The sequence below is a fragment of the Micromonospora sp. NPDC007271 genome (assembly GCF_040634005.1).
Taxonomy (GTDB): domain Bacteria; phylum Actinomycetota; class Actinomycetes; order Mycobacteriales; family Micromonosporaceae; genus Micromonospora.
In genome coordinates this window covers 41,339-68,031 of sequence record NZ_JBEYER010000013.1, presented here as the reverse complement: position 1 = coordinate 68,031, position 26,693 = coordinate 41,339, and the positions used below count along the sequence as shown (strand labels likewise).

Annotated in this window: 24 protein-coding genes, 1 tRNA gene and 1 pseudogene; 6 read left to right on the top strand and 20 right to left on the bottom strand. The window is 72.1% G+C overall.

Annotated elements, in window-relative coordinates:
• Positions 1 to 54: 54 nt before the first annotated feature.
• A complete protein-coding gene (locus ABZ570_RS07465) occupies positions 55 to 1,695 on the bottom strand; it encodes an ABC transporter permease subunit (RefSeq protein ID WP_358058300.1) in 1,641 nt (546 codons plus the stop codon).
• Positions 1,695 to 2,945 (bottom strand): maltose ABC transporter substrate-binding protein, encoded by a 1,251-nt coding sequence (locus ABZ570_RS07460; RefSeq protein ID WP_358058297.1) that lies wholly within the window; start codon positions 2,943 to 2,945, stop codon positions 1,695 to 1,697. The genes ABZ570_RS07465 and ABZ570_RS07460 overlap by 1 nt, the downstream gene beginning before the upstream one ends.
• 197 nt (positions 2,946 to 3,142) lie before the next feature.
• On the opposite strand from ABZ570_RS07460, the gene ABZ570_RS07455 reads away from it, so the two are divergent.
• A complete protein-coding gene (locus tag ABZ570_RS07455; RefSeq protein ID WP_358058294.1) occupies positions 3,143 to 4,228 on the top strand; it encodes a LacI family DNA-binding transcriptional regulator in 1,086 nt (361 codons plus the stop codon).
• A gap of 230 nt (positions 4,229 to 4,458) precedes the next feature.
• Positions 4,459 to 6,093 (top strand): glycoside hydrolase family 13 protein, encoded by a 1,635-nt coding sequence (locus ABZ570_RS07450; RefSeq protein ID WP_358058291.1) that lies wholly within the window; start codon positions 4,459 to 4,461, stop codon positions 6,091 to 6,093.
• 197 nt (positions 6,094 to 6,290) lie between these two features.
• On the opposite strand, the gene ABZ570_RS07445 is transcribed toward ABZ570_RS07450, so the two are convergent.
• From ABZ570_RS07445 to ABZ570_RS07420, 6 genes are all read right to left on the bottom strand, one after another.
• The gene (locus tag ABZ570_RS07445; protein WP_358058288.1) at positions 6,291 to 6,734 is read right to left on the bottom strand and encodes a hypothetical protein; all 444 of its coding nucleotides are present in this window, start codon (positions 6,732 to 6,734) and stop codon (positions 6,291 to 6,293) included.
• A gap of 106 nt (positions 6,735 to 6,840) precedes the next feature.
• Positions 6,841 to 7,209, bottom strand: a complete 369-nt coding sequence (locus ABZ570_RS07440; RefSeq protein ID WP_358058285.1) for a GntR family transcriptional regulator — start codon at positions 7,207 to 7,209, stop codon at positions 6,841 to 6,843.
• A gap of 1 nt (position 7,210) precedes the next feature.
• Entirely contained in the window at positions 7,211 to 8,146 is a 936-nt protein-coding gene (locus tag ABZ570_RS07435; protein ID WP_358058282.1) for a YhjD/YihY/BrkB family envelope integrity protein, read from the bottom strand.
• A 57-nt stretch (positions 8,147 to 8,203) separates the two neighbouring features.
• Positions 8,204 to 8,761: a 2'-5' RNA ligase family protein gene (locus tag ABZ570_RS07430; RefSeq protein ID WP_358058355.1), complete on the bottom strand. Its 558-nt coding sequence runs from the start codon at positions 8,759 to 8,761 to the stop codon at positions 8,204 to 8,206.
• A gap of 47 nt (positions 8,762 to 8,808) precedes the next feature.
• Entirely contained in the window at positions 8,809 to 9,834 is a 1,026-nt protein-coding gene (gene trpS, locus ABZ570_RS07425; RefSeq protein ID WP_358058279.1) for a tryptophan--tRNA ligase, read from the bottom strand.
• Positions 9,835 to 9,867: 33 nt separating this feature from the next.
• On the bottom strand, positions 9,868 to 10,893 hold the full coding sequence (locus ABZ570_RS07420) for a hemolysin family protein (RefSeq protein ID WP_358058276.1): 1,026 nt from the start codon (positions 10,891 to 10,893) through the stop codon (positions 9,868 to 9,870).
• Between the two features lie 7 nt (positions 10,894 to 10,900).
• Between ABZ570_RS07420 and galE the strand changes: the two genes are divergently transcribed.
• Both galE and galK read left to right on the top strand, forming a co-directional pair.
• Complete coding sequence (galE, locus tag ABZ570_RS07415) at positions 10,901 to 11,965, top strand: UDP-glucose 4-epimerase GalE (RefSeq protein ID WP_358058273.1); 1,065 nt, start codon at positions 10,901 to 10,903, stop codon at positions 11,963 to 11,965.
• Positions 11,962 to 13,158, top strand: a complete 1,197-nt coding sequence (gene galK, locus ABZ570_RS07410; protein WP_358058270.1) for a galactokinase — start codon at positions 11,962 to 11,964, stop codon at positions 13,156 to 13,158. The genes galE and galK overlap by 4 nt, the downstream gene beginning before the upstream one ends.
• 143 nt (positions 13,159 to 13,301) lie before the next feature.
• Here the strand turns inward: galK and ABZ570_RS07405 are convergent, their stop codons facing one another.
• The 9 genes and pseudogenes from ABZ570_RS07405 to ABZ570_RS07365 form a co-directional block, all read right to left on the bottom strand.
• Positions 13,302 to 14,618 carry a GTP-binding protein gene (locus ABZ570_RS07405; protein WP_358058267.1) on the bottom strand — a complete coding sequence of 439 codons (1,317 nt, stop codon included), beginning with the start codon at positions 14,616 to 14,618 and terminating at the stop codon, positions 13,302 to 13,304.
• On the bottom strand, positions 14,618 to 15,529 hold the full coding sequence (gene cysD / locus ABZ570_RS07400) for a sulfate adenylyltransferase subunit CysD (protein ID WP_358058264.1): 912 nt from the start codon (positions 15,527 to 15,529) through the stop codon (positions 14,618 to 14,620). The genes ABZ570_RS07405 and cysD overlap by 1 nt, the downstream gene beginning before the upstream one ends.
• A gap of 78 nt (positions 15,530 to 15,607) precedes the next feature.
• Positions 15,608 to 16,441 (bottom strand): 3'(2'),5'-bisphosphate nucleotidase CysQ, encoded by an 834-nt coding sequence (locus ABZ570_RS07395; protein ID WP_358058261.1) that lies wholly within the window; start codon positions 16,439 to 16,441, stop codon positions 15,608 to 15,610.
• Positions 16,442 to 16,540: 99 nt separating this feature from the next.
• Positions 16,541 to 17,131: an aminoacyl-tRNA hydrolase gene (gene pth, locus ABZ570_RS07390; RefSeq protein ID WP_358058258.1), complete on the bottom strand. Its 591-nt coding sequence runs from the start codon at positions 17,129 to 17,131 to the stop codon at positions 16,541 to 16,543.
• Between the two features lie 253 nt (positions 17,132 to 17,384).
• A complete protein-coding gene (locus ABZ570_RS07385; protein WP_358058255.1) occupies positions 17,385 to 18,080 on the bottom strand; it encodes a 50S ribosomal protein L25/general stress protein Ctc in 696 nt (231 codons plus the stop codon).
• A 311-nt stretch (positions 18,081 to 18,391) separates the two neighbouring features.
• On the bottom strand, positions 18,392 to 19,372 hold the full coding sequence (locus ABZ570_RS07380) for a ribose-phosphate diphosphokinase (RefSeq protein ID WP_358058252.1): 981 nt from the start codon (positions 19,370 to 19,372) through the stop codon (positions 18,392 to 18,394).
• Positions 19,373 to 19,425: 53 nt separating this feature from the next.
• Positions 19,426 to 20,952 (bottom strand): annotated as a pseudogene (gene glmU, locus ABZ570_RS07375) (bifunctional UDP-N-acetylglucosamine diphosphorylase/glucosamine-1-phosphate N-acetyltransferase GlmU).
• Between the two features lie 73 nt (positions 20,953 to 21,025).
• A tRNA-Gln gene (locus tag ABZ570_RS07370) sits at positions 21,026 to 21,096 on the bottom strand.
• A 45-nt stretch (positions 21,097 to 21,141) separates the two neighbouring features.
• Positions 21,142 to 21,636 carry a hypothetical protein gene (locus ABZ570_RS07365; protein ID WP_358058249.1) on the bottom strand — a complete coding sequence of 165 codons (495 nt, stop codon included), beginning with the start codon at positions 21,634 to 21,636 and terminating at the stop codon, positions 21,142 to 21,144.
• A 122-nt stretch (positions 21,637 to 21,758) separates the two neighbouring features.
• Between ABZ570_RS07365 and ABZ570_RS07360 the strand changes: the two genes are divergently transcribed.
• The gene (locus tag ABZ570_RS07360; protein WP_358058246.1) at positions 21,759 to 22,727 is read left to right on the top strand and encodes an acyl-CoA desaturase; all 969 of its coding nucleotides are present in this window, start codon (positions 21,759 to 21,761) and stop codon (positions 22,725 to 22,727) included.
• Positions 22,728 to 22,924: 197 nt separating this feature from the next.
• Positions 22,925 to 23,608 (top strand): TetR/AcrR family transcriptional regulator, encoded by a 684-nt coding sequence (locus tag ABZ570_RS07355; RefSeq protein ID WP_358058352.1) that lies wholly within the window; start codon positions 22,925 to 22,927, stop codon positions 23,606 to 23,608.
• Positions 23,609 to 23,643: 35 nt separating this feature from the next.
• Here the strand turns inward: ABZ570_RS07355 and ABZ570_RS07350 are convergent, their stop codons facing one another.
• From ABZ570_RS07350 to ABZ570_RS07340, 3 genes are all read right to left on the bottom strand, one after another.
• A complete protein-coding gene (locus tag ABZ570_RS07350) occupies positions 23,644 to 24,111 on the bottom strand; it encodes a DUF4383 domain-containing protein (RefSeq protein WP_358058243.1) in 468 nt (155 codons plus the stop codon).
• A 112-nt stretch (positions 24,112 to 24,223) separates the two neighbouring features.
• Entirely contained in the window at positions 24,224 to 24,682 is a 459-nt protein-coding gene (locus ABZ570_RS07345) for a DUF4383 domain-containing protein (protein WP_358058240.1), read from the bottom strand.
• 94 nt (positions 24,683 to 24,776) lie between these two features.
• Entirely contained in the window at positions 24,777 to 26,576 is a 1,800-nt protein-coding gene (locus ABZ570_RS07340; RefSeq protein WP_358058237.1) for an ABC-F family ATP-binding cassette domain-containing protein, read from the bottom strand.
• Positions 26,577 to 26,693 lie beyond the last annotated feature (117 nt).

Here is a 26,693-nt window from a genome sequence, read left to right as displayed (position 1 = left end):
GCCGACGGGCGGCGACGGCCGGGCTTCCCGTGGCCGGGGCGGTGGTGGACGTGGTCACGAGTACACCTCCTCCTGCCTGCGGGTGCGCCGGAAGCTCACCGCGGACACCACCGCGACGATGGTGAAGATGAACAGCGAGATCGCCGCCGCGAACCCGAACTCCGCGCCCTGGGCACCGAACGCCAGCCGGTACGTGTACGTGATCAGCAGGTCGGTCGCGCCGTTCGTCGGGTTGTCCGCGGGGAACGGCGCACCCTCGGTGGTCAGGTAGATCGCGTTGAAGTTGTTGAAGTTGTACGCGAACGACGAGATCAGCAGCGGGGAGAGCGCGACCAGCAGCAACGGCAGGGTGACCGCGCGGAACGACTGCCACGGGGAGGCGCCGTCGACCGAGGTCGCCTCGGTCAGCTCGCGCGGGATCGCCTGCAGCGCTCCGGTGGCAACCAGGAACATGTACGGGTAGCCGAGCCACAGCTGCACCAGGATCACCGCGAAGCGGGCGGTCCAGCTTCCGCCGAACCAGTCGACGCCCAGCCCGAACAGGTTGTTGAGCAGTCCGAAGTCGGTGTTGAACATGTCGCGCCAGACCATCAGCATCGCGAACGACGGCATGGCGTACGGCAGGATCAGCAGCACCCGGTAGAGGTTCGTGCCCCGCATCCGGGGCGAGTGCAGGGCCAGTGCGATGAGCAGGCCGAGGACGAACGTCCCCCCGGTGGAGGCGATCGCGAAGGCGAAGTTCCAGATCAGTGTGCCGAGGAACGGTCCGGAGATGTTGTCGTCGGTGAGCACCCGGGTGAAGTTCGTCAGGCCGACGTTGACCTTCCAGCCCTGGGCGAGCCGCTCGCCGTCGGCGGCGACGAAGGAGCCGGTCGCCTCGTCCGCGGTCCAGGTCCTGCCGGTCTCGCTGTCCTTGATGCAGTCGCAGTCCGCGTCGTACGCCCGGACGGCGGTGCCCTCGTAGGCGCGGGACAGGCCGTTGGACCGGATGGCGCCGCCGGAGGTGGGCACGATCAGGTCGGTGATCTCCTTGCTCCGGACGCTGGCCTGGCCGAAGTTGAGCACCGTGTAGCCGTCGGCGGCGGTGACCTTGCCGGTCGGGCTGACCGTGACCTGCCCGGCGTCCAGCTTGCGCAGCCCGTCCGCGTCACCGACCGAGACCTCCCTGGTCTTCGGGTCGGTCAGCAGGAAGACCAGCGCGTCGCTGGCCGGGTCGCCCTGGGTGGCGATGGCGAGGGAGTACTCGGTGGAACCGGGGACCTGCTTCACCGAGGAGGTCTGGATGGCGACGATCGCCTCGTCCTTGCTGCCGCGGTGGCCGTCGCCGAAGTTCGTGAAGGCGGTGCTCGCGGTGTACAGCACCGGGAAGATCTGGAAGGCGATCAGGAAGAGCGTACCGGGGACCAGGTACTTGGCCGGGATGTGCCGGCGGGTGAGGTAGAGGTAGAACAGGCCGGCCGTGGTGGCCGCCAGGATGGCCAGCCCGATCCAGTGCCCGGCCTCGACGAGCGGGAACGCCGCCCAGATCGCGATCCCGGCCGCCAGGCCGAGCAGGATCACCTTGACGACGAGACCGGTCGCCGTGATCGGCGCGTGGTGCCGCGTGGTGGCGGGGGTGCGCGGGAGCCCGCGGCGAACGGGCTCCCGGCCCGGAGCCTGCGTGGCAGGCTCCGGGCCGGACAGCGACGCGCTCATTACTTGATCTGACCGGCGATGGTCTTGCCAGCGGCGGTGATCGTGCTGGCCGGGTCGGCGCCGCCGACGACGGCCGCCTCCGCCTTGCCGAACGGGTCCCAGATCGCGGCCATGGCCGGGATCGCCGGGAGCACCTGGCCGTTCTTGCCGGCCTCCTGGAACTTGGCCAGGTCCGGGTCCTCGCCCTTGACCTGGTCCAGCGCCGCGGTCAGCGCCGGCGGGCGCGGCTCTGCCTTGTACAGCGCGACGGCCAGCTCGGGCTTGGTGACGTAGTTCGCCACGAACTCCTGGGCCAGGGCCTTGTTCTTGCCCTTGGCGGCCACGTAGAAGGCCTGGACGCCCACGAACGGCTGGGCCTCCTTGCCGCCGGCGAAGCCGGGGACCGGGGAGATGTCGTACTTGATGCCGGCCTTCTTCACGTCGGCGGTCGCCCACGGGCCGGAGACCAGGTAGGCGCACTTCTTGCCGGCGAAGGTGGCGATCGAGTTGGTGTCCTGGATCGAGCGCTTCAGCACGCCCTCGCCCTTCTCGCCGAGCTTGCCGATCTTCTGGAAGGCCGCGATCGACTCCGGCTTGCCGACGCCCAGGTCCTTGGGGTCGTAGTCGCCGTTGGCCGCCGTGCCGAAGAGGTAGCCGCCGGCCGAGGTGTACAGCGGGTAGATGTGGTAGGCGTCGCCGTTCTGGCCAACCTGGAGGCAGAGGATCTCGCTGACCTTCTTCTCCGCCTTGAGCTGCTTGCCGGTGGCGACCAGATCCTCGATCGTCTTCGGCGCCTCGGGGGCCAGCTCGGTGTTGCGGATCAGCGCCAGGTTCTCCTGCGCGTAGGGCACGCCGTAGAGCTGGCCGTTGAAGGTGACGGCCTTGACGGCGACCTCGCTGAACCCGCTCTTCTGCTCGGCGGCGAGCTGCACCGGGTCGATGGCGCCGTTCTGGACCAGGTTGCCGATCCAGTCGTGCGCGCCGACCACGACGTCCGGACCGCTGCCCTGCTGGGAGGCGGTGACGAAGTTGGTCTGCAGGTCCTTGGAGACGGCGTTGACCTCGACGGTGACGCCGTTCTCCTTGCCGAACTCATCGGCGAACGGCTTGAGGGCGGCCGTGCGCTTGTCGTCGGCCCAGATGACCAGCTTGCCGCCGGAGGCCTTGGCGGACTCCTTGGCGGCCGGCTTGTCGCTGTCGCTGCCACCGCAGCCGGAGGCGGCGAGCGCCAGGCCGAGGACAGCGACCACACCCGCGGTACGGATGCGCATCGGTACTCCTGTCGTCATGGCGGCCCGCCGGGGGAAGGACGGCCCGCCAGTGGAAACCTCTGTAAATTCTTGCTGACCGGCGCTGCGTACCGCGCCGCTGCTCTCGCGTGTTGCGGGGACGTTAGCAAGACGTTGCAGAGAATGGAAGGTATTGCAGGAGTGTACGCAAGAACTTTCCCGTGAGCTAAAGTGCCGCCATGCGCGCTCGTCTGTCCGACATCGCCCAACAGGCCGAAGTCAGCGAGGCCACGGTGTCGCGGGTGCTCAACGACCGCCCCGGGGTCGCCCCCGAGACCCGGCAGGCCGTCCTGACCGCCCTCGACGTGCTCGGCTACGAGCGCCCCGCCCGGCTGCGCAAGCGCAGCGCCGGGCTGGTCGGCCTGGTGGTGCCGGAGCTGGACAATCCCATCTTCCCGGCGTTCGCCCAGGTCATCGAGTCGACGCTGGCGCAGAGCGGCTTCACCCCCGTGCTCTGCACCCAGACCCCCGGCGGCGTCACCGAGGACGAGTACGTCGAGATGCTGCTGGACCGCCAGGTCTCCGGGATCGTCTTCGTCTCCGGCCTGCACGCCGACACCGCCGCCAACCACGACCGGTACCGGGCGCTGATCTCCCGGCCGCTGCCGATCGTGATGATCAACGGGTACGTCACCGACGTCGCCGCGCCCTTCGTCTCCTGCGACGACCGGGAGTCGGCCGAGCTGGCCGTGGCCCACCTGGTGGCGCTCGGGCACCGCCGGATCGGCCTGATCACCGGGCCGGACCGGTTCGTCCCGGTGCAGCGCAAGGTGGCCGGCTGGAAGTCCGCGATGACCCGGTTGGCCGGGTTCGCCGAGGGCGAGCTGGACGGCCTGGCCGAGCTGTCCCTCTTCGGCGTCGAGGGTGGTGAGGCGGCCGCCGGCCGGCTGATCGAGCGCGGGGTCACCGGCATCGTCTGCGGCTCCGACCTGATGGCGCTCGGCGCGATCCGGGCCGCCCGTCAGCGCGGCCTCGCCGTCCCCGGCGACGTCTCCGTGGTCGGGTACGACGACTCGCCCCTGATGGCCTTCACCGATCCGCCGCTGACCACCGTGCGCCAGCCGGTCGCCGCCATGGCGGTGGCCGCGGTCCGGGCCCTGGTCGACGAGATCAACGGCCACCCCGCGCCGCACTCCGAGTACCTGTTCCGGCCGGAGTTGGTGGTCCGCGGCTCCACCGCGGTGGTCCGCCCGGCCGACGCCGACCCGGGGGGCGGCCCGCACCGCCAGCGTCCGCCGACCTCCTCCGTCGCCGTCCCGGCCTGACCCGTCCGGTCGAGTGCCGACCGGCGCGATCGCGCCGGGCCGGCGGCTGGGCGGGATCCCGATGGCCGGGACACCGCCACGCCCGCGAGCCGGAGTTGCCATTTCTTGCGCAAGGATTGCTTGACTCTTGCAGCGCTGAGCCGGCATCCTGCTCAGACACCCGCGTCCGCTCACCCACGCCGGCGCGGCACCGCACGCCGACCTGCACCAGAGAACGGGGATCGTCACCGATGACCGCCGCCAGCAACCCGACGCCGCCGACCACCGACGACGACTGGTGGCGATCCGCGGTCGTCTACCAGGTCTACGTCCGCAGCTTCGCGGACGCGAACGGCGACGGCGTCGGTGACCTCCAGGGCATCCGGCAGCGCCTGCCCTACCTGCGCGACCTCGGCGTGGACGCCCTCTGGCTGACCCCCTTCTACACCTCGCCCCAAGTGGACGCCGGCTACGACGTGGCCGACCACCGGGACGTGGACCGGCTCTTCGGCGACCTCGCCGACTTCGACGCGATGATCACCGACGCGCACGCCCTGGGCCTGCGGATCATCGTCGACCTGGTGCCCAACCACACCTCCGACCGGCACCGGTGGTTCCAGGCGGCGCTCGCCGCCGGCCCCGGCTCGCCCGAGCGCGCGCGCTACCTGTTCGCCGACGGCAAGGGCGACCAGGGCGAGCTGCCGCCGAACGACTGGGAGAGCATCTTCGGCGGTCCCGCATGGACCCGGGTCGCCGACGGCCAGTGGTACCTGCACCTGTTCGACCCGGCCCAGCCCGACCTGAACTGGCGCCACCCGGAGGTACGCGCGGAGTTCGAGGACATCCTGCGGTTCTGGCTCGACCGGGGCGTGGACGGCTTCCGGATCGACGTGGCGCACGGGATGATCAAGGCCGAGGGGCTGCCGGACGTCGGCTTCAACTCGATGACCACCGGTCGGCGCCAGTCGGAGCTGCTGGGCAAGGGCCGGCTGCCCTACTTCGACCAGGACGAGGTGCACGACATCTACCGCGCCTGGCGGCCGATCCTGGACAGCTACCCGGGCGGTCGGATGGCGGTGGCCGAGGCGTGGGCGGAGACCCCGCAGCGGCTGGCCCGCTACATCGGCCCGGACGAGCTGCACCAGGCGTTCAGCTTCGACTTCCTCGACGCCACCTGGTCGGCCGACTCGTTCCGCAAGGTGATCGACACCGCGCTGGCCGAGTCAATGATCGTCGGTGCCCCGACCACCTGGGTGCTCTCCAACCACGACCGGCAGCGGCACGTCACCCGGTACGGCGACGGCGAGATCGGCCTGCGCCGCGCCCGGGCCGCCGCCCTGCTGATGCTCTCGCTGCCCGGGTGCGCGTACGTCTACCAGGGTGAGGAGCTGGGCCTGCCGGAGGTGCTGGACCTCCCCGACGAGCTGCGCCAGGACCCGGCTTTCCTGCGCACCGGCGAGAGCCGGGACGGCTGCCGGGTGCCGATCCCGTGGAGCGGCGAGCTGGCCCCGTACGGCTTCGGCCCGGAGGGCAGCGAGCTGAGCTGGCTGCCAGCCCCGGCGACCTGGCGGGCCCTCTCGGTGGCCGCCCAGGCCGGCCTGCCCGGCTCGACGCTGGAGCTCTACCGGACCGCCCTGCGGATCCGGCGCGAGCACCCGGCGCTGGCCGGCGTCGGCGCCATCACCTGGCTGGAGACCGAGCCTGGCGTGCTGGCCTTCCGCCGCGCCGGCGGTGACGCCGAGCTGACCTGCGTGGTCAACATCAGCGGCGCCGAGGTCACGATCACCGGCCACGGCCGGCCGGTCGTCGCCAGCGCCGACCTCGCCGAGCGGGGCGACGGGTACGTCCTGCCGGTGGACTCAGCTGCGTGGTTCGAACGGCGCTGAGCCGGGTAACCCGCCATTGACCTGGTCGTCCGTTGTGCTCCGCGCCGACGGGCGGCTGGGCAACCGACCCCTTGTGGTGGGGGGTGAGGTGGCACCGGCGCCTCGGGGAGTCCGCTCCCCGCGGCGCCGGTGTCCATCTGGGACCAGGAAATCCGCGGGACGAGTTCTGCGTGCTCGACCATGCCGGTAAAGCGCGCTCACCCCTCCTTGCTGGTGAGCAGCTTGGCGATCCGGGCGAGACCGGCCCGCACCTCGTCCCGGCTCGGCGGCGGCGTCGGCGTCGGCACCGGCTCCCGCTCCGCGGCCAGCTCCAGCTCCTCGTCGATCGTGTCCTCGAAGTCGCCGTAGAGGTCCGCCTGGTCGACCTGGGCCGCCTCGTCCTCGGCGGCGAGCTGCGCCGCCGCGATCTCGCCGCGGATCTCCTCCGCGGTCAGCGCCGGCAGCAGCGGCTCGACCACCGCCATCAGCTGTTCCTCGGCCACCACCGCCTCGGCCAGGGCGAGCGCGTGCGGCCGCTCGTACGGGCCGCAGACCACCGGCTCCCACTCGTCGGCGTCGCCGAGCGGGCCGAAGGTGATGATCCACGGCAGGCCGAGCATCGGCGAGTCGTCCGGCAGGTCCAGTGTCACAAGTGCGCCCACCCGCTCATCATGGTCGGTCCCGGGCGCGGAGAACCGCACAACCTCAGGGAAAGGGTGGCCCCACGCGCTGCGGCCACACTTTCCGGGAAGCTCCCGTGTCCCGTCGTCAGCCCGGGCGGGCGGCGTCGAGGGCGGCGCGGACCAGGGCGAGGGCCCGGTCGGGCGGGACGCCCAGGCGGGCGGCCTCGGCGGCGTACGCGGTGGCGGCGCGGTGCAGGCGGTCGGTCGCGTCGTCGCGTCCCGGGGCGACCACCGTCCCGTGCCGACCCCGGGTCTGCACCAGGCCGGCCCCCTCCAGCTCCCGATAGGCCCGGGCCACGGTGTTCACCGCCAGCCCCAGCTCGCTGGCGAGCTGCCGGACCGCGGGCAGCCGGGTGCCCACCGGCAGCCGGCCGTCCCCGATCATGCGGGCGAGCTGCCCGCGCACCTGCTCGTACGGGGGCACCGCCGAGTCCGGGTCGATCCGGATCTCCATCTCAGCCCGCTCCTCCCGGCGTACCCGGCTCGGGCACCTCGTCGGCCTCCACGTCCACCTCCCGGGCCGCGCGGCCCTCGGCCAGGTCCACCACCCGGCCGTACCGGCTGGTCGCGGCCAGCGCCGCCCCGAACAGCACCAACTGGTTGAGCAGGTAGAGGTAGACCAGCAGCCCCACCGCCGTGGCGACCACCGTGTACGCCGGGTTCCGCTCGGTGCGGACCACGTAGTAGCGCCCGACCGTGTTGAGCAGGGTGATGCCGATCGCGACCAGCACCACCACCGGGCGCAGCCGGCGGCGGCTCATCCGCAGCCGGGGCACCGCCACCAGCAGCGCCACGGCCAGCACCGCGTTGACCAGGACGCTGAGCACGGCGCTGAGCGTGGTCAGGCCCACCGACCCGGTGCTGCGCAGCAGGAACCGCAGCACCGACTCCAGCGCGTCGACGGCGGCCACCGAGAGACCGAGCAGGACGAAGACCCCGACCAGCACCCCGAGGTCGACCAGGCGGCGTACCACCAGGTTGCCGGGCTGCTGGTTGAAGCCGTACATCAGCCGTTGTGAGGAGCGGATCGCCTCCACCCAGCCGATCCCGGTGAAGACCAGGATGACCAGGCCGACCACCCCGACGGTGCTGCTGCTCTCCGCGATCTGCCTCGAGTCGAGGAAGGGCAGGTTCCGCTCGAGGAAGTGGGCCACCGCCCTGGCGACCTCCTCGTTGTCCGCCAGCACGGCGCCGAAGGCCGAGTACCCGACCAGGGCGAGCGCGAAGACCGCGAAGAAGCCGTAGTAGGCGATGGCCGCGGCGAGCCGGCCGGCGAGCACGTCGGTGTAGAGCGTCCCGGCCCGCCACAGGTGATCGAAGGCCGGCAGCCGGTCGCGCGCCGCGTCGATCCGACGGCCGAACGCGGCCTCGATCCGGCCGAGCACGCTCACCATGTCATCCTCGCCGCTCCCCCACGACGGCGCGGAACGGCCGGCCGGGCGGGCAGCTCAACCGCCCAACCGGAAGTCGCGGCGCGGCTGCCACCGGGTCGCGCCGCTGTGCGAGAAGAGGGTGAACGCCTCCACCTCGAACAGCGCCGAGAAGTCGGCCAGGTCCTCGTACGCCTTGTCGAGCGCCTCGGAGGGGACGTCCTGCGCCACGGTGACGTGCGGGTGGTACGGGAAGCGGGCCTCCCGGTGCAGCTCGGGAGCCGAGTTGATGGCGGCGGCGAGCAGCTCGCACTCGCTGATCCCGGCCGCCACCGCGACGAAGACCACCTGGGTGACCGGGCGGAACGTGCCGGTGCCCCGCAGGTGCAGGGCGAACGGCAGGTGCGCGGCGGCCACCTGGGCCAGGTGCTCCTCGACGGCGGGCAGCGCCCGTACCGGGATCTCGGTGGGCCCGAGCAGGGTGACGTGCGCCGGAACGACCTGCGGGTCGCCGGCCTCGATCCGGCGGCGGGTGAGCATCCCGCCCCACGGCTCGGGGATGTCCACCGCGATCCCGATCTCGATGGTGTCGCCGGTGCCCGGCACCCCGTCCCTGCGATCCACGCTGCGCGCCATCCCTCCGGCCACCGGCTGCGTACACCCTCTCCGACGTGCCCGGGCCGCTACTCGGACCGGAGCGGAGGGAAGAAGCCGATCCGGTCGTACACCGTCCGCACCGTCGCCGCGGCGACCACCCGGGCCTTCTCCGCGCCCTGCGCCAGCAGCTTGTCGAGCTGGGCCGGGTCGTCCAGATAGGTGCGGGTGCGCTCCTGGATCGGGGTGAGGGCCTCCCGGACCACCTCGGCGAGGTCCTTCTTGAGGTCGCCGTAGCCCTTGCCGTCGTACGCGGCGACCAGGTCGTCGATGCCGCGGCCGGAGAGCGCCGAGTAGATGCTCAGCAGGTTGGCGATGCCCGGCTTGCCCACCGCGTCGAACACGATCTCGCGGCCGGTGTCGGTGACCGCGGAGCGGATCTTCTTGGCCGAGCGGGCCGGATCGTCCAGCAGGTCGATGATGCCGGCCGGCGAGGAGGACGACTTCGACATCTTCGACGTCGGGTCCTGCAGGTCGGTGATCTTCGCGGTGTCCTTGACGATGTGCGGCGCGGGCACCGTGAAGGTCGGCCCGAACAGCGTGTTGAACCGCTGGGCCAGGTCCCGGGAAAGCTCCAGGTGCTGGCGCTGGTCCTCACCGACCGGCACCGCGTTGGCCTGGTAGAGCAGGATGTCGGCGGCCATCAGGACCGGGTAGGTGAAGAGGCCGACGCTGGCCCGCTCACTGCCCTGCTTCTGCGCCTTGTCCTTGAACTGCGTCATCCGGCTGGCCTCGCCGAAGCCGGTGATGCAGCCGAGCACCCAGGCGAGCTGGGAGTGCTCGGCCACCTGGGACTGGACGAACAGGGTGCTGCGCTCCGGGTCGATGCCGACCGCGAGGAGCTGCGCGGCGGCGACCCGCGAGCGCCGCTTGAGCAGCTTCGGGTCGTGGCCGGCGGTGATCGCGTGCAGGTCGACCACGCAGTAGAACGCGTCGTGGCTCTCCTGCAGGGCCACCCAGTGCCGCACCGCGCCCAGATAGTTGCCGAGGTGGAACGAGTCGGCCGTCGGCTGGATGCCGGAGAAGACGCGGGGGCGGGCGGGTACGTCGGACATGCCGGCAATTCTGTCAGCACGCCCCGGGGTACGTCATGACGGGCCGGCGGGTCGGCTCTCGGCGGTCGCGGCCCGGGGCGCGACCTCGCGCCGCTGCTCGGGGAGGCGTGCGGTGGAGACCGCCAGCCGGGACACCCGCCGACCCTCGATGGCGAGCACCCGGAGCAGCCAGCCGCCCGGCGGGTCGTCGGGGTCGGATCCGTCCAGGCCGTCCGAGGCGGCGGTCACCGGCACCTCGTCCCCGGCGACCGGGAGCCGGCCCAGGGCGGCCATCACGAAACCGCCGACCGTCTCGTACGGCCCGGCGGGCAGCGGCACCCCGGTGCGCTCCGCGAAGTCGGCCAGGTTGAGCCGGCCGTCGACGACGGCGGGCAGGCCGGCGTGCGCCGGGTCGGGCGGGGCGTCGTACTCGTCGTGGATCTCCCCGACCAGCTCCTCGACCAGGTCCTCGCAGGTGACGATGCCGGCGGTGCCGCCGTACTCGTCGACCACCACCGCCAGGTGGTGCCCCTCCCGACGCATCTCGGTGAGCGCGGCCAGCACCCGCTTGCTCCCGGGCAGGCGCTTCACCTCCCGGGTCAGCTCCCAGACGGTGGCGCGGCCCTGCGGCTCGGGGCGGAGCAGCACGTCGCGCAGGTGGACGAAGCCGACGACGTCGTCCTGGGTGCCGTCGACCACCGGGTAGCGGGTGTGCGTCTCGACGCGGACCAGCCGCTCCGCCTCGGCGACGGTCAGCCCGGCCGAGAGGAACACCACCTCGGTCCGCGGCACCATCACCTCGCGGACCAGGCGCGCCCCGGCGACCAGCACCTCGTCGATGATCCGCCGCTCGTCCGGGTCGAGCACCGTGTTGGCGGCGACCAGGTCCCGCAGCTCCGCCTCGCTGATCCGCTCCCGGCCGGCCGCCGGGCTGGCCCCGAGCAGATCGGTGACCAGACGGGTGGCGCCGTCGGCGGCGCGGACCACGAGCCGGGCGACGGTCCGGGCGACCGGCCCCGGCTCGCGTCGCGGCCGCCCCGGCCGTCGTCGCCGGAGCCCGCGGCCGCCCGCGTCCCGCATGACAAGGATGTTAGACAGCGGACGCGACAGCCGTAGGGTGATCACGGACGGCCGCCCCGCCGACGCGGCCAGGCAGGAGGAACCCGACGTGAAACTGCTCGTCACCGGCGGCGCCGGCTACATCGGCAGCGTGGTGACCCGGATGCTGCTGGACCACGGCCACGAGGTGACCGTCCTGGACGACCTGCGCACCGGCCACCGGGAGGCCCTCGCCCCCGACGCGACCCACGTCGACCTTCCGGTGCACGAGGCCGCCCGGGTGCTCACCCCCGACGCCGGCTTCGACGGCGTGCTGCACTTCGCCGCGCTGATCGCGGCCGGCGAGTCGATGGTCAAGCCGGAGCTCTACTGGCGGACCAACACCGTCGGCTCGCTCGCCCTGATCGACGCGGTGCGCGCCGCGCGGGTGCCCCGGCTGGTCTTCTCCTCCACCGCCGCCGTCTACGGCAACCCCACCGAACTGCCCATTCCGGAGACCGCCGTGAAGGCCCCCACCAACACCTACGGGGCGACCAAGCTGGCGGTCGACCTGGCGCTCACCTCCGAGGCGATCGCGCACGACCTGGCCGCCGTCTCGCTGCGCTACTTCAACGTCGCCGGGGCGTACCTGCACGAGGGGCGGGCCCTCGGCGAACGGCACGACCCGGAGACCCACCTCATCCCGCTCGCCCTCGACGTCGCCGCCGGCCGGCGCGAGAAGCTCCAGCTCTTCGGCGACGACTACCCCACCGTCGACGGCACCTGCGTCCGCGACTACATCCACGTGGCGGACCTCGCCCGGGCCCACCTGTTGGCGCTCGACGCCGCCACGCCCGGCCGGCACCGGATCTACAACCTCGGCAACGGCAGCGGCTTCACCAACCGGCAGGTGATCGAGGTGGTCCGCGAGGTCACCGGCCACCCGGTGCCGGTCGAGGTGGCCCCGCGCCGGGAGGGCGACCCGGCCGAGCTGGTCGCCTCCTCCGCCCTGGCCCGCGCCGAGCTGGGCTGGGTGCCGGAGAAGCCCACCCTGCACGACATGGTCGGCGACGCCTGGGCCTTCTACCGCGAACACGTCCTGGGGCGGCGGTGACCGGCCGGATCGTCGCCGCCCCGCCGCCCGCGCCGCCGGGCGACGTCGCGGCCCGCGCCACCGCCGGCTTCCGGCAGCGGTACGGCGGGGAGCCGGCGGGCCGCTGGGCGGCTCCTGGCCGGGTCAACCTGATCGGCGAGCACACCGACTACAACGACGGCTTCGTGCTTCCCTTCGCGCTGCCGCTGCGTACCGTGGTCGCCGCGGCCGCCCGGGCCGACGAGCGCTGGACGGTCTGGTCGGAGCTGGACGACGACCCGGTCGAGTTCGGCCCGGCCGAGGCCGACGAACCCGGCCGGGTCACCGGCTGGGCCGCCTACGTGGCCGGAGTGGTCTGGGCGCTGCGCGCCGCCGGGCACGCCGTCCCCGGCGCGCGGCTGGCCGTCGCCTCCGACGTGCCGGTCGGCTCCGGGCTCTCCTCCTCGGCGGCCATCGAGGCGGCGGTGCTCGCCGCCCTGGTCGACCTGGGTGGGCTGGACCTGCCCGCCCAGCGGTGGCCCCGGCTCGCCCAACAGGCCGAGAACGACTACGTCGGCGCCCCCACCGGCATCATGGACCAGTCCGCGGTGATCCGTGGCCGGCCGGGGCACGCCCTCTTCCTCGACTGCCGCAGCGAGGAGGTCGAGCAGATCCCGTTCGACCTGGACGCCGCCGGGCTGGCCATGCTGGTGATCGACAGCCGCGCCCCGCACCGGCACGCCGACGGGGAGTACGCCGCCCGCCGGCGGTCCTGCGAGCGGGCCGCCCGGGCCCTCGGGGTACCCGCCCTGCGGGACGTTCCCGCCGACGGGCTCGACGCCGCGCTGGCCCGCCTCGACGACGACGAGACCCGCCGCCGGGTCCGGCACGTGGTCACCGAGGACCAGCGGGTGCTCGACAGCGTCGCGCTGCTGCGCGCCGGCCGGGTACGCGACATCGGTCCGCTGCTGACCGCCTCGCACACCTCGATGCGGGACGACTTCGAGATCACCGTGCCGGAGGTCGACACCGCGGTCGAGGCGGCCCTGGCCGCTGGCGCGTACGGCGCCCGGATGACCGGGGGCGGCTTCGGCGGCTGCGTGCTCGCCCTGGTCGAGGCGTCCGCCGCCGACGCCGCTGCGGCCGCCGTGGCCGCCGCGTACGCCGAGCGCGGCTTCGCCGCCCCCGCCACCGTCACCGCCCTCCCGGCCGGTGGCGTCACCCGCCTCGACTGACCGTCCACAGGGTGGTGCTCGATCCAGGAAACAGTGGTCCCCTCCTTCGTGGATGGCCACTACTTCCCGGTTCGAGCACGATCTCGTAGGGCAAGCCGAAGGCCCGCGCCGGTGACCGGCGCGGGCCTTCGCAGAGCACTCGCTCAGCCGGCCTCGATGATCATCCCGGCACCGACGGTGCGGTTGGTCGTCTCGTCGATGATGACGAAGCCGCCGGTGGTGCGGTTGCGGCGGTACTCGTCGGCGAGCAGCGGGACCGTGGTCCGCAGCCGGATCCGGCCGATCTCGTTGAGCTTCAGCTCGCCGGCCGTCTCGTCCCGGTGCAGCGAGTTGATGTCCAGCCGGTAGTGCAGCCCGCGCACGATCGCCCGCGCCGACCGGGTGGTGTGCTTGATGGCGTACTTGCCGCCGACCTGCAGCGGGCGGGTCTCGTCCATCCAGCAGACCATCGCCTCGATGTCCTGCGCGACCGCCGGGGCGTTGTGCGGCCGGCAGATCATGTCCCCGCGGGAGATGTCGATCTCGTCGGTCAGCCGGACCGTCACCGACATCGGCGGGAACGCCTCGTCCACCGGCCCGTCGGCCGTCTCCACCGAGGCGATCCGGCTGGTGAAGCCGGACGGCAGCACCATCACCTCGTCGCCCGCCTTGAGCACGCCCGAGGCCACCTGGCCGGCGTAACCCCGGTAGTCGGTGACGGTGGTGGACTGTGGCCGGATCACGTACTGCACCGGGAAGCGCACGTCGACCAGGTTGCGGTCGGAGGCGATGTGCACCCGCTCCAGGTGGTGCAGCAGCGACGGACCCTCGTACCAGGGCATGTGCTCGGAGCGGGTGACGATGTTGTCGCCCTTGAGCGCGGAGATCGGCACCACGGTCAGGTCCGGCACGTCGAGCTTCGCGGCGAACGCGGTGAACTCGTCGGCGATCCGCTCGAACACCTCCTGCGACCAGTCGACCAGGTCCATCTTGTTGACACAGAGGACCAGGTGCGGCACCCGTAGCAGCGAGCAGAGGAACGCGTGCCGGCGGGACTGCTCCACCAGGCCCTTGCGCGCGTCCACCAGGATCAGCGCCAGGTCGGCCGTCGAGGCGCCGGTGACCATGTTCCGGGTGTACTGGATGTGCCCCGGGGTGTCGGCGATGATGAACTTCCGCCGCGGGGTGGCGAAGTAGCGGTACGCCACGTCGATGGTGATGCCCTGCTCCCGCTCGGCGCGCAGGCCGTCGGTGAGCAGCGACAGGTCGGTGTACTCGTCGCCCCGGGCCGCGCTGACCGCCTCGACGGCGGCGAGCTGGTCGGTGAAGAGCGACTTCGTGTCGTACAGCAGCCGGCCGATCAGCGTCGACTTGCCGTCGTCGACGCTGCCCGCGGTGGCGAACCGCAGCAGGTCCATCGGCCGGGCCTCCGACCCGGCCCCGGCGTCCGTCACGTCCGGTGCCAGCGTCTCTGCGCTCATCAGAAGTAGCCCTCCCGCTTGCGGTCCTCCATGGCGGCCTCGCTGACCCGGTCGTCACCGCGGGTCGCGCCGCGCTCGGTGATCCGGGTGGCGGCCACCTCCTCGATCACCTTCTCCACGGTGTCGGCGTCCGAGCGCACCGCCGCGGTGCACGACGCGTCGCCCACGGTCCGGTACCGCACCCGCGCCTTGACCGGCTGCTCACCGCCGCGCGCCCGGAAGAACTCGTTGACCGCGTACAGCATGCCGTCGCGCTCGATCACCTCGCGCTCGTGCGCGTAGTAGATCGACGGCAGTGGGATCCGCTCCCGGGCGATGTAGTGCCAGACGTCCAGCTCGGTCCAGTTGGACAGCGGGAAGACCCGGATCGACTCGCCCGGGTGGTGCCGGCCGTTGTACAGCGCCCACAGCTCCGGCCGCTGGTTCTTCGGGTCCCACTGGCCGAACTCGTCCCGGAAGCTGAACACCCGCTCCTTGGCCCGGGCCTTCTCCTCGTCCCGCCGGGCACCGCCGAAGAGCGCGTCGAAGCGGTGCTTCTCCACCGCGTCGAGCAGCACCGGCGTCTGGATCCGGTTCCGCATCCCGTCCGCCGACTCGCGCACCAGCCCCTTGGCCAGCGCCTCGGGCACGCTGGCCACGATGAGCTGCAGACCCAGCTCGGCGACCCGCTGGTCCCGGTATTCCAGGACCTCCGGGAAGTTGTGCCCGGTGTCGACGTGCATCACCGGGAACGGGATGTTGGCCGGCGCGAACGCCTTCTGAGCCAACCGGAGCATCACGATCGAGTCCTTGCCGCCGGAGAAGAGCAGCACCGGGCGCTCCATCTCGGCGACCACCTCACGCATCACGAAGATGCTCTCGGCCTCCAGCGCGTCGAGGTGGGAGACCTGGTATGCGGCGGGGGACGTCATGACACGAACTCGATTCGCTCGGATCCGCACATCGGAATTCCAGACCTTTCCGGTCGGACACGTGAAGAAGAAGTCAGGTTACCCGGAGTGCCGCTGCAGCGCTGCAAGCAGCCGGCCGGCGAGATCCTTCCGACAGACCAGCAGGTCCGGCAGGCGGGGGTCGGCCTCGTTGTATTTCAGCGCAGAACCGTCGATCCGGGAAGCGTGCAGTCCGGTGGCCGTCGCCACAGCGATCGGAGCGGCCGAATCCCACTCGTACTGGCCACCCGCGTGGATGTACGCGTCGACCTCACCGGTGACCACGGAGGCGATCTTCGCGCCCGCCGAACCCATCGGCACCAGATGCGCGCCGACCTCCTCCGCCAGATCGGTCAGGAAAACCGGCGGACGGCTACGGCTGGCCGCCAACCGGATGGTCCGCCCGCCCCCCGAGGTCGCCGCCTCCAACGTCATCGGCGGGTACGCTGGCGGGTAGTCCGTGGCCAGCACGCGGTGCTGCGCCGGCAGCCCCACCGCGCCCGCCACCAGGCCGTGCGGCGTCGGCGCGTTCCGCGCCCAGAGCGCCACGTGCACCGCCCAGTCCGACCGGCCCTCCTCGGCGTACTCCCGCGTGCCGTCCAGCGGGTCGATGATCCACACCCGGTCGGCGGTCAGCCGGGACACCGCGTCCGACCCCACCTCCGCGGTCCAGGCCAGCCGAGAGCCCTCGTCCTCCTCCGACAGCACCGCGTCCGCCGGCCGCCACTTCGCCAACTCGGTACGGATCAGGTCGTGCGAGACCTTGTCCCCGGCCGACTTCAACGCCCCCGGATCCGCGAAGCCCATCTCGGTTCGCAGATTCATCAGCGCCTGCCCGGCCCGCGCCGCCAGCCACCGCGCGAACGCGCCGTCGATCATCGGAGGACTGCCCATGTTCCCGCTCCCGTCGTCCGCCGTCGCCGGCACCCGCCACGTCGAAATGCGCAGACTACCGGCCCGGACCAGCCCCGCCCGGCAGACCCCGCCCGGAACTCACCCGCCGTGGTACAGGTTCTGCGTCGGCTCCACCCCGCGGGTGACTACCGACTCCACCACGTCCGCCGCCCGGTCGACGAGGAACTCCAACTCCTTGCGCTCCACAGAGGAGAAGTCCGACAGCACGAAGTCCGCCGGATCCTGCCGGCCAGGCGGCCGGCCGACGCCGAACCGCACCCGCACGTACTCCTTCGTGCCCAACGACTTCGACATCGAACGCAGGCCGTTGTGGCCGCCCTCGCCGCCGCCGCACTTCACCCGCAGCTGCCCGTACGGGATGTCCAGCTCGTCGTGCACGGCGATCACCCGCTCCGGCGGGATCTTGTGGAACTGGGCGAGCCCGGCCACCGGGCCGCCGGAGAGGTTCATGTACGTCAGTGGCTTCGCCAGCACCAGCTTCGGGCCGCCGAACCCGAGCCGCCCCTCGGCGACCTCCGCCACCGCGCGCCGGTGCCGCCCGAACCTGGCCCCCACCCGGCCGGCCAGCAGATCGGCCACCATGAAGCCGACGTTGTGCCGGTTACCCGCGTACTCCCGGCCGGGGTTGCCCAGGCCGACCACCAGCCACGGCCCCGCCTCGTCCGTCACGCCACGCCCCTTCCGTCATCCCCGGCGCGCGGGCCGCCACCCGGCGGCGCGCGCCTCAAGCCCCCCGCGCCCGCCGTCGCGGAAGCATCGCGCCCGGGCCGTCACCCGGCGACCGACCACTCCCGCCCGGCCGGCTGCCACCGCGCCACGAACCGGAACCGTCGCACCCGGGCCGCCACCCGGCCACCGGCCCCGACACGCCGACAGGCGCCCCCGGAGTACGGGGACGCCTGTCGCACAGCCAGCGGACCGGTCAGGCCTCGGTCTTCGCCTCGGCCGGGGCCTCCTCGCCCTCGGCGGCCGGCGCGCCCTCGGGAGCCTCGGCGGTCTCCTCGCCGACCTCCGCCTCGGCCTCCTCGGCGGCCTCCTCGACCTCGGGGAGGGTGGCCTCGAGCTGCTCGGCGGTCGGGGCGGCGGTCACCGTGGCGACCGGCAGCTCCGGGTCGGCGGCCAGCTCGACACCGGCCGGCAGCGCGACGTCGGCGGCGGTGACCTGGACGCCCGGCTCGGCGCCCTCGATCGAGGCCTCCAGGTGGTCCGGCACCTTGGTGGCGTCGGCGGTCACCGAGAGGGTGTCGTGGTCGTGCACGATCAGGGTGTCCTTCGCGGCCTCACCGGTCAGCTCCACCGGGACCTCGACGGTGACCTTCTCACCACGGCGGACCAGCAGCAGGTCGACGTGCTCGAAGGTGTCCTTGATCGGGTCACGCTGGATCGCCTTCGGCAGCGCCAGCACCTGGGTGCCGTCGCTGACCTCGATCGCGAAGAGCTGGTTCGCTCCGCCCTTACGGATCGCGGCGGCGAACTCACGCGCCGGGAGCGCGATGTGCTTGGGCTTCTCGCCGTGGCCGTACAGCACGGCGGGCACCTTGCCGGCCCGGCGGGTACGACGGGCACCACCCTTGCCGAACTCGGTACGGGGCTCGGCGCTGATCTTTACCTCGGACACGGGGAAACTCCTGATGCTTCGCTGCTGGCGGCTTGTCGTCTGGCGGTGCTGGGCGAGGGGCTCGCTGGGGGCTCATGCGTCATGATCGACTGCCCGGAGCACCGCGTCGATGACGGCACCTCCGTGCGGCGCTTCTTCAGCGGCCCGCAGGGCACCCTCGCCGTGGCAACCGCACCAGTCTACCCGAGCCTTTTCCGCGCCTTCCGGCAGTCCCCACAACACCGCCACGGTCGACCCGCCGGCCACCAGTGGCCGTTCACGCCGGCCACCGGTGGCCGGTCAGATGGGCCGCCGGTGGCCGGCGCGGAGGCTCAGCTCAGGCCACCGAAGAGCGTGGTCACCGAACCGTCGTCGAAGACCTCCCGGATCGCCCGGGCCAGCAGCGGCGCGATCGACAGCACGGTGATCTTGTCGAGCTGCTTCTCCGGCGGCAGCGGCAGCGTGTTGGTCACGACGACCTCGCTGATCGGGCTGTTCTTCAGCCGCTCGGTCGCCGGGTCCGACAGCAACGCGTGGGTCGAGGCGACCACGACGTCCGCAGCGCCCGAGTCCTTCAGGATGTCGGCCGCCTTGGCGATCGTGCCACCGGTGTCGATCATGTCGTCGACGATCAGGCAGACCCGGCCCTCCACCTCACCGACCACCCGGTTCGCCACCACCTGGTTCGGCTTCAGCGGGTCCCGGGTCTTGTGGATGAAGGCCAGCGGGCAGCCGCCCAGCCGGTCCGTCCAACGCTCCGCCACCCGCACCCGGCCCGAGTCCGGCGCCACCACCGTCATCGGGCGGCCCGCGTACTTGTGCTCCACGTACTCGGCCAGCACGTCCATCGCGAACAGGTGGTCCACCGGACCGTCGAAGAAGCCCTGGATCTGGGCGGTGTGCAGGTCGACCGTGAGGATCCGGTTCGCACCCGCGGTCTTCAGCAGGTCGGCCACCAGCCGCGCCGAGATCGGCTCCCGGCCGCGGTGCTTCTTGTCCTGCCGGGAGTACGGGTAGTACGGCAGCACCACGGTGATCCGCTTGGCCGAGCCGCGCTTCAACGCGTCGACCATGATCAGGGTCTCCATGACCCAGGTGTTCACCCCGTGCGTCACGGACTGCACCACGAAGGCGTCCGAACCGCGCACCGAGTCCTTGAACCGTACGAAGAGCTCACCATTGGCGAACTCGTACGAGTCGGAGGGCGTCGGCGCGACGCCGAGCACCTCACCGATCTCCTTGGCCAGCTCCGGAAAGCCACGTCCGGAGAAGAGCATCAGGCTCTTGCGGTTTTCGGCGACGATGCTGCCCATGGGCCCGTCTGCTCCCGTGTGTCGGTGGTTCCCGGCGGCGGTCGGGCCGGGGACTATTCGGTTGCAGTATCCCCCGGGTTCACCGGGCCGCCCACGGACTCGGCACCCTCGTGGATTCAGTCACCTTCGCTTGCGGCTTCGGCCTCGCCCGACGCACCCTCTCGGGCCCGCTCGGCCGCCTCGGCGGAGACCGTGCCGGGCCGCTTACGGGCCACCCAGCCGTCGATGCTGCGCTGGGGCGCCCGGGTCACCCCGAGCGCTCCCGGCGGCACGTCCTGGCTGATCGCGCTGCCCGCCGCGACATACGCCCCGGCCCCCACCTCGACCGGCGCGATGAGGCTGGTGTCGCACCCGATGAAGGCGCCCTCGCCGACCGTGGTGTGGTGCTTGTTCACCCCGTCGTAGTTCACGAAGATCGTCGCCGCGCCGATGTTCGCCTTCGCCCCGATCGTCGCGTCCCCCACGTACGACAGGTGCGGCACCTTGGCGCCCGCCCCCACCTCGGAGTTCTTCACCTCGACGAACGTGCCCACCTTGGCCTTCTCGGCGAGCCGCGTGGCCGGCCGCAGGTAGGCGAACGGCCCCACGCTGGCCCGCGGACCGACCTCGGCCCCCACCGCGTGGCTGCGCAGCACGCTGGCACCGGCGCCGACCGTGGTGTCGATCAGGGTGGTGTCCGGGCCGACCACCGCGCCCGCGCCGACCACCGTCACGCCCTGGAGCTGGGTGTTCTGGTCGATCACCGCGTCCCGCTCGACGGTCACCGTCACGTCGATCCAGGTGGTGTGCGGGTCGAGGATGCTCACCCCGCTCCGCATCCAGCCCTCGTTGACCCGGTCCCGCAGCAGCCGGCGCAGCCCGGCCAGCTCGACCCGGTCGTTGCAGCCCAGCGTCTCCACGTGGTCGGCGGCGCAGTGCACCGCCACCGGCTCGCCGGCGTCCCGCAGCAGGCCGAAGACGTCGGTCAGGTACTCCTCGCCCTGGTCGTTGTCGGTGGAGAGCTTGCCCAGCGCGTCCCGCAGCCGCGCCACGTCGAACGCGTAGATGCCCGCGTTGATCTCCCGCAGGGCGCGCTGCTCCGGGGTCGCGTCGCGCTCCTCGACGATCTGCTCCAGCCGCCCCTCCGCGTCGCGGACGATCCGGCCGAGCCCGGCCGGGTCGGGCACCTGGGCGGCGAGCACGGTAGCCGCCGCGCCCGCGTCCTCGTGCGCGTCGACCAGGGCCCGCACGGTCTCCGGCCGCAGCAGCGGCACGTCTCCGTTGATCACCACCACCGTGCCGGTGACGTCCGACACCGCGTCGAGCGCGATCCGGACCGCGTGCCCGGTGCCGAGCTGCCGCTCCTGCAGCACGGGAGCGGCCTCCGGGGCAACCTCGGCCAGGTGCGCCCGGACCTGGTCGGCGCCGTGACCGACCACGACCACGGTGCGGTCCGCCGCCAGCGGCGCCGCCGCCGCCAGCACATGTCCGAGGAGGGTACGGCCGAGCAGCGGGTGCAGCACCTTGGGCAGGGCCGACTTCATCCGCTTGCCCTCACCGGCGGCGAGCACGACGACGGTGCGGAGGTGGGGCTGGGACACGACGTGGCTCCCGTCGGGACGGCGACAGTCTCGCGGCCATGCTAACCACGCGAGCACGGCCAAACAGCAGAAGCTCCCGGGAGAGGATTCGAACCCCTACAATCAGGACCAAAACCTGACGTCCTGCCATTAGACGACCCGGGACGGTCAAAACGGGCAAACAGGAACCCGCTTGGCGCTGTCTACACCTTACCGGTCGCGAGGTTGATCCTCATCGGCCATTCCCTTCATGATCCCCTCGATCTTCCAGTAGTTCGGCTCGACCTGACAACGTAGATAGTCAGGCAGCCGCGATAGCCCGTGCCGACAGCCGACGCGTCGGCGGTTTCGTGGATGCTCACCCGGAACCTCCCCGGTCGGCCGGTGGCACACCGAGCGCGTCGAGGAACCGCAGAAAGATTGCCACCAGCAGCGGATCACTGTTGACGAACCGGCACGATAGCCGTCCCACTGGGCATCCGCCCTCGCCCGCGAAGCTGCCCGGCGCCGCCGCCGGACCAACTCTGGGTCGAGCGGAAGATGCCGGGTCCAGAGGTATGCGGTCGACTTTGACACCCGCAGCCGCTCCGCGATTTCGCCCACCGGGCAGCCCTCCCGCCGGAGGGCGAGCGCCCGTTCATAGAGCTCCGGCTTTCGGCCGCGGTAGGGGCGACCGTGGGTGATCGGGACGTCATCGTCGGTCACGTCGGCAGGTCAGGGCAGGCGTACGGCAGGCGCGGCCATTCACGATTCGGACTGTCCGCTGCGATCCGGCCGGCTCCTGGTTACGGTGACGTAGGCGTAACCCATCTTCCCTGGGAGGTGCCATGTCGACCGCCCTGACCGGGCCGAACACCGGACCCAAGCCCAAGCCGCTGACCCAGGGCCACCAGTCCCGAGGCATCCTGATCGCCCTGTGGGCCTTCGTGGTCATCCCGTTCCTCGCTCTGGTCGCCGCCGTACCCGTGGCCTGGGGCGGGTGGCTGGGCTGGAGCGACATAGCCGTGGCCGCCTTCTGGTACATGCTGTCCGGCCTCGGCGTCACCGTCGGCTACCACCGGTACTTCACCCACGGTTCGTTCAAGGCGAAGCCGTGGCTGCGGGTGGCGCTCGCGGTGGCGGGGTCGTTCGCGGTCCAGGGCGAGATCATCCAGTGGGTGGCCGACCACCGCCGGCACCACGCCTACTCCGACCTGGAGGGCGACCCGCACTCGCCGTGGCGCTTCGGGCAGAGCGTCGCCGGGCTGACCCGCGGCCTGTTCCACGCGCACGTCGGCTGGCTGTTCAACCGGGAACTGTCCAACCGCGAGCGGTTCGCCCCGGATCTGCTCGCCGATCCGGCCACCCGCCGGGTCGACCGGCTCTTCCCGCTGCTGGTAGCGATCTCGTTGCTCGGCCCGGCGGCGATGGGCGGACTGCTCACCGCATCGTGGCAGGGCGCGCTGACCGGGTTCTTCTGGGGCGGGCTGGTCCGGGTCGCGCTGCTGCACCACGTCACGTGGGCGATCAACTCGGTCTGCCACGTCTACGGGGAGCGCCCGTTCGCGATGCGTCCGGGGGACCGCGCCGCGAACTTCTGGCCGCTGGCGCTGCTGTCGTTCGGGGAGAGCTGGCACAACCTGCACCACGCCGAGCCGACCAGCGCGCGGCACGGGGTGCTGCGGGGCCAGCTCGACCCGTCGGCGCGGGTGATCTGGCTGCTGGAGAAGTCCGGGGCGGCCTGGGCGGTCCGGTGGCCGAAACCGGAGCGGCTCACCGCGAAGCTGGTGGGGCCGGGAGAGGACCGGCCGACCTAGTTACCAGCCGGGCCGGCGACGGCCGTCCAGCCTCGCGGCGAGCGGCCACCCGATGGCCCGGCGGCCTGGCAGGATGGCCGGATGACCGAGCTTCAGCGCCGGGCCGGCGCTCCGGCCGCAGCACGGATCGGCGAGGCGCCCCGATGAGCAGGGAGATCCCGCAGCAGGGCGGCACCGAGCGCCGGCGAGGTGACGAGATGACCGACCCGGGCAAAGCCGGCGGTGCGGCCCGGCGGCGAGCGGTCCCCGCGGCGAAGCCCGCTTCCCGGGTACGGATGTCCGCGGCCCAGCGCCGGGAGCAGCTGATCTCGATCGCCCGGCAGATCTTCGCCGAGCGTGGATTCGACGCCACCTCGATAGAGGAGGTGGCTGCCCGGGCCAAGGTCTCCAAGCCGGTCGTGTACGAGCACTTCGGCGGCAAGGAGGGGCTGTACGCGGTGGTGGTGGACCGGGAGGTCCGGTCGCTGCTGGAGCGGATAACCACCGCGCTGACCGCGGGCCATCCACGAGAGCTGCTGGAACAGGCGGCGTCGACGCTGCTGACGTACATCGAGGAGGAGACCAGCGGGTTCCGGGTGCTGGTCCGGGAGTCGCCGCTGATGTCGGCGACGGGCAACTTCAGCAGCGTGATGAACGACGTGGCGCATCAGGTGGAGCACATCCTGGGCGCGGAGTTCTCCAGCCGGGGGTACGACCCGAAGCTGGCCGAGCTGTACTCACAGGCGCTGGTGGGCATGGTGGCGTTGACCGGGCGCTGGTGGCTGGAGGTGCGCAAGCCGCGGAAGGAGACGGTCGCGGCGCACCTGGTGAACCTGGCCTGGAACGGGCTGTCGCACCTGGAGGCGAAGCCGGGCCTGAGCACGTCCCGCAAGCTGGGCTGAGCGGCCGACGGGTCCGGGGGCTTGGCGGCCGGCGGTCAACGATGCTGCTCGCCGACCGGGTGGTAGCGGCGATCCTCCGCAGCCTTGGCGTGTTCGGGGGGACCGACCTTGTCGTAGAGGCCGGTGCCGAGCAGGACCAGCCCGAACAGCAGCGACACGATGACGGTGGACATCGAGAAGTTGAGGAAGTTCGCGGTCTGGAGCAGGCCCATCATGAGCAGGGCGGTGAACAGGAAGACCGCCCCGGCGGTCAGGTTCATGTAGTGGCCGAGGTTGCCGCGGCGGGACGCCCCGATCAGCAGGAACGCGCCGAAGATGACCGAGACGATGGAGAAGGCCAGGTTGGTCCGGAGTCCGAGCGACCAGTCGCTGCCCCGGCCGAAGAGGCCCGTGTCCCAGGTGAGGACGACCCCGTAGACCCCGAACGCCAGGATGTAGACCCCGATGAGCCCGGCGAGGACCCGGTAGACCGGCCGGGCGGGATGGTTCACCGGGAGATGCATGGGGCCCTCCAGACAATTGGCGTTTCGTGGAGATTCTCGCCCATACCGCCCGGATGCGTCTCTGGAAACGCCGAAGGCCCGGCGGGAGCCGGGCCTTCGAGCAGGGCTGCGGTCAGAGCACGAGCCGGGCCTTCTGCCAGGCCTCCTGCTCCTCGTCGGTGCCGACCTTGCCGTACATGCCGGCCATCAGGAGCACCAGGGAGAGGGTCAGCAGCACGATCACGGTCATGATCGAGAAGTTGAAGATGTTGGCGTCGGTGTGCAGGAAGGCCAGCTCGGCCAGGCCGAGGACCATCAACGCGTAGGCGGTCCACTGGTTGATGGCGACGTCGAGGTTGCGGCCGATCGCGACGCCGGCCAGGATCACGGCCCCGAACACGATCGAGAGCAGCGAGAAGCCGAGGTTGGCGCCCTGGCCGAGGACCTTGAGGGAGTCGTCCTGGGCGAACGCCCCGTTGCCGGCGGTCGTGATGACGCCGATCACGCCGAAGACGACGAAGTACAGACCAACGAGCCCGCCGATCGCCCGGTAGACCGGCCGCGCGGGGTGGTTGACGGGGGTGTGGGCCATCTCTGCGTCTCCAAGACCGTTCGGATGAGGGGTCGCCAGCGATTGTCCCGTACGACCGGTTGTGACGCCGCACACCCCCCACCCCGGATCGGGGTCAGCCGGTCGGCAGTTCCTCGGCGAGGGTCAGCCAGGCCTCCTCGGTGCGTTCCCGCTCGGCCCGCAACTCCTTCAGCTGGGCGTCCAGCTCGGCGACCTTCGCATAGTCGGTGGCGTGGGCGGCGAGCCGGTCGAGCAGGTCCGCCTCCTTCTGCTCGAGCTTCGCGATCTGCCGTTCCAGCTTGCCGAGTTCCTTCTTCGCGGTGCGTACCTCGGCGGCGGACATGCCTTCGCGGGCCGGGGCGGTCGCGGCCGGGGTGAGATCGGCGGGCGCCGGGCCGCCGCTGGCGGCGGCCCGGGCGAGGTACTCGTCGACCCCGCCGGGCAGGTGCACCAGCCGCCCGTCGCCGAACATCCCGTACGCCACGTCGGTGACCCGCTCGATCAGGTACCGGTCGTGGCTGGCCACCACGATGGTGCCGGGCCAGGAGTCGAGCAGGTCCTCCAGCGCGGCGAGGGTGTCGGTGTCCAGGTCGTTGGTGGGCTCGTCGAAGAGGAGCACGTTGGGCTCGCCGGCGAGCAGGCGGAGCATCTGGAGCCGCCGGCGTTCGCCGCCGGAGAGATCGCTGACCGGGGTCCAGAGCCGCCGGTCGTCGAAGCCGAAGATCTCGGCGAGCTGGGCGGCGCTGATCTCCCGGTCGCCGAACTGCACGCGCCGGGCCACCTCCTCGACGGCCTCCAGCACGCGCAGGTGACCGGGGAGTTCGGCGAGTTCCTGGGAGAGGAACGCGGGCCGGACGGTCTGCCCGGTGGTGAAGCGCCCGCCGTCGGGGCGGGTCAACCCGGCGAGCATCCGCAGCAGGGTGGTCTTGCCGGCGCCGTTGCGGCCGAGGATGGCGACCCGGTCGCCGGGGCCGACCTGCCAGGTGATGTCGTGCAGGATCTCCTTCGGGCCGGCGTGCAGGGTGACCTGGTCCAGGTCGTACACCTGCTTGCCGAGCCGGGCGGTGGCGAGCCGCTGCAGCGACATGGTGTCGCGCGGCGGCGGTACGTCGGCGATGAGCGCGTTGGCCGCCTCGATGCGGAACTTCGGCTTGGAGATACGCGCGGGCGCACCGCGGCGCAGCCAGGCGATCTCCTTGCGGAGCAGGTTCTGCCGGCGGGCCTCGGTGGCGGCGGCGACCCGCTCCCGCTCGACCCGGGCGAGGGTCCAGGCGGCGAAGCCGCCCTCGTACGCCCGGACGGTCTGGTCGGCGACCTCCCAGGTGGTGGTGCAGACGGCGTCGAGGAACCACCGGTCGTGGGTGACCACGACGAGCGCGCCCTTGCGGGTGACCAGGTGCCGGGCCAGCCAGTCGACGCCGCCGACGTCGAGGTGGTTGGTGGGCTCGTCGAGGATGAGCAGGTCGGCGTCGCGGACCAGCAGCGCGGCGAGCGCGACGCGGCGACGCTCGCCGCCGGACATCGTGCCCACGGGCGCGTCGAGCCCGAGGTGGGGCATGCCGAGGCCGTCGAGGATGGCGCGGACGCCGGCGTCGCCGGCCCACTCGTGCTCGGCGCCCATGCTCTCGTCGAGCCAGGCGGTGCCGAGGACGACGTCGCGGACGGTCGCGTCGGGGGCGAGGTTCAGGGTCTGCGGCAGCCAGGACACGCGCAGGTCGCGGCGGTGGGTGACCCGGCCGTCGTCGGGTTCCTCGATGCGGGTGAGCAGCCGCAGCAGGGTGGACTTGCCGGCCCCGTTGAGGCCGACGACGCCGACCCGGTCGGCGTCGTCGAGGCCGAGCGAGACGTCGGTGAGCAGCGGCCCGGCGGCGCCGTACCCCTTGGACACCCGGTCCAGGTTGACGATGTTGGCCACTCCCCCACCTTTCATGATCAAGGCGTCCCGGTGCCGCAGTCGGCACCTGGGGACGCCCGCCTCTCAGGGTACGCGGCCTCCCGCCCGCACCCCTGTCCACGCCGCCCACGTCCGTCC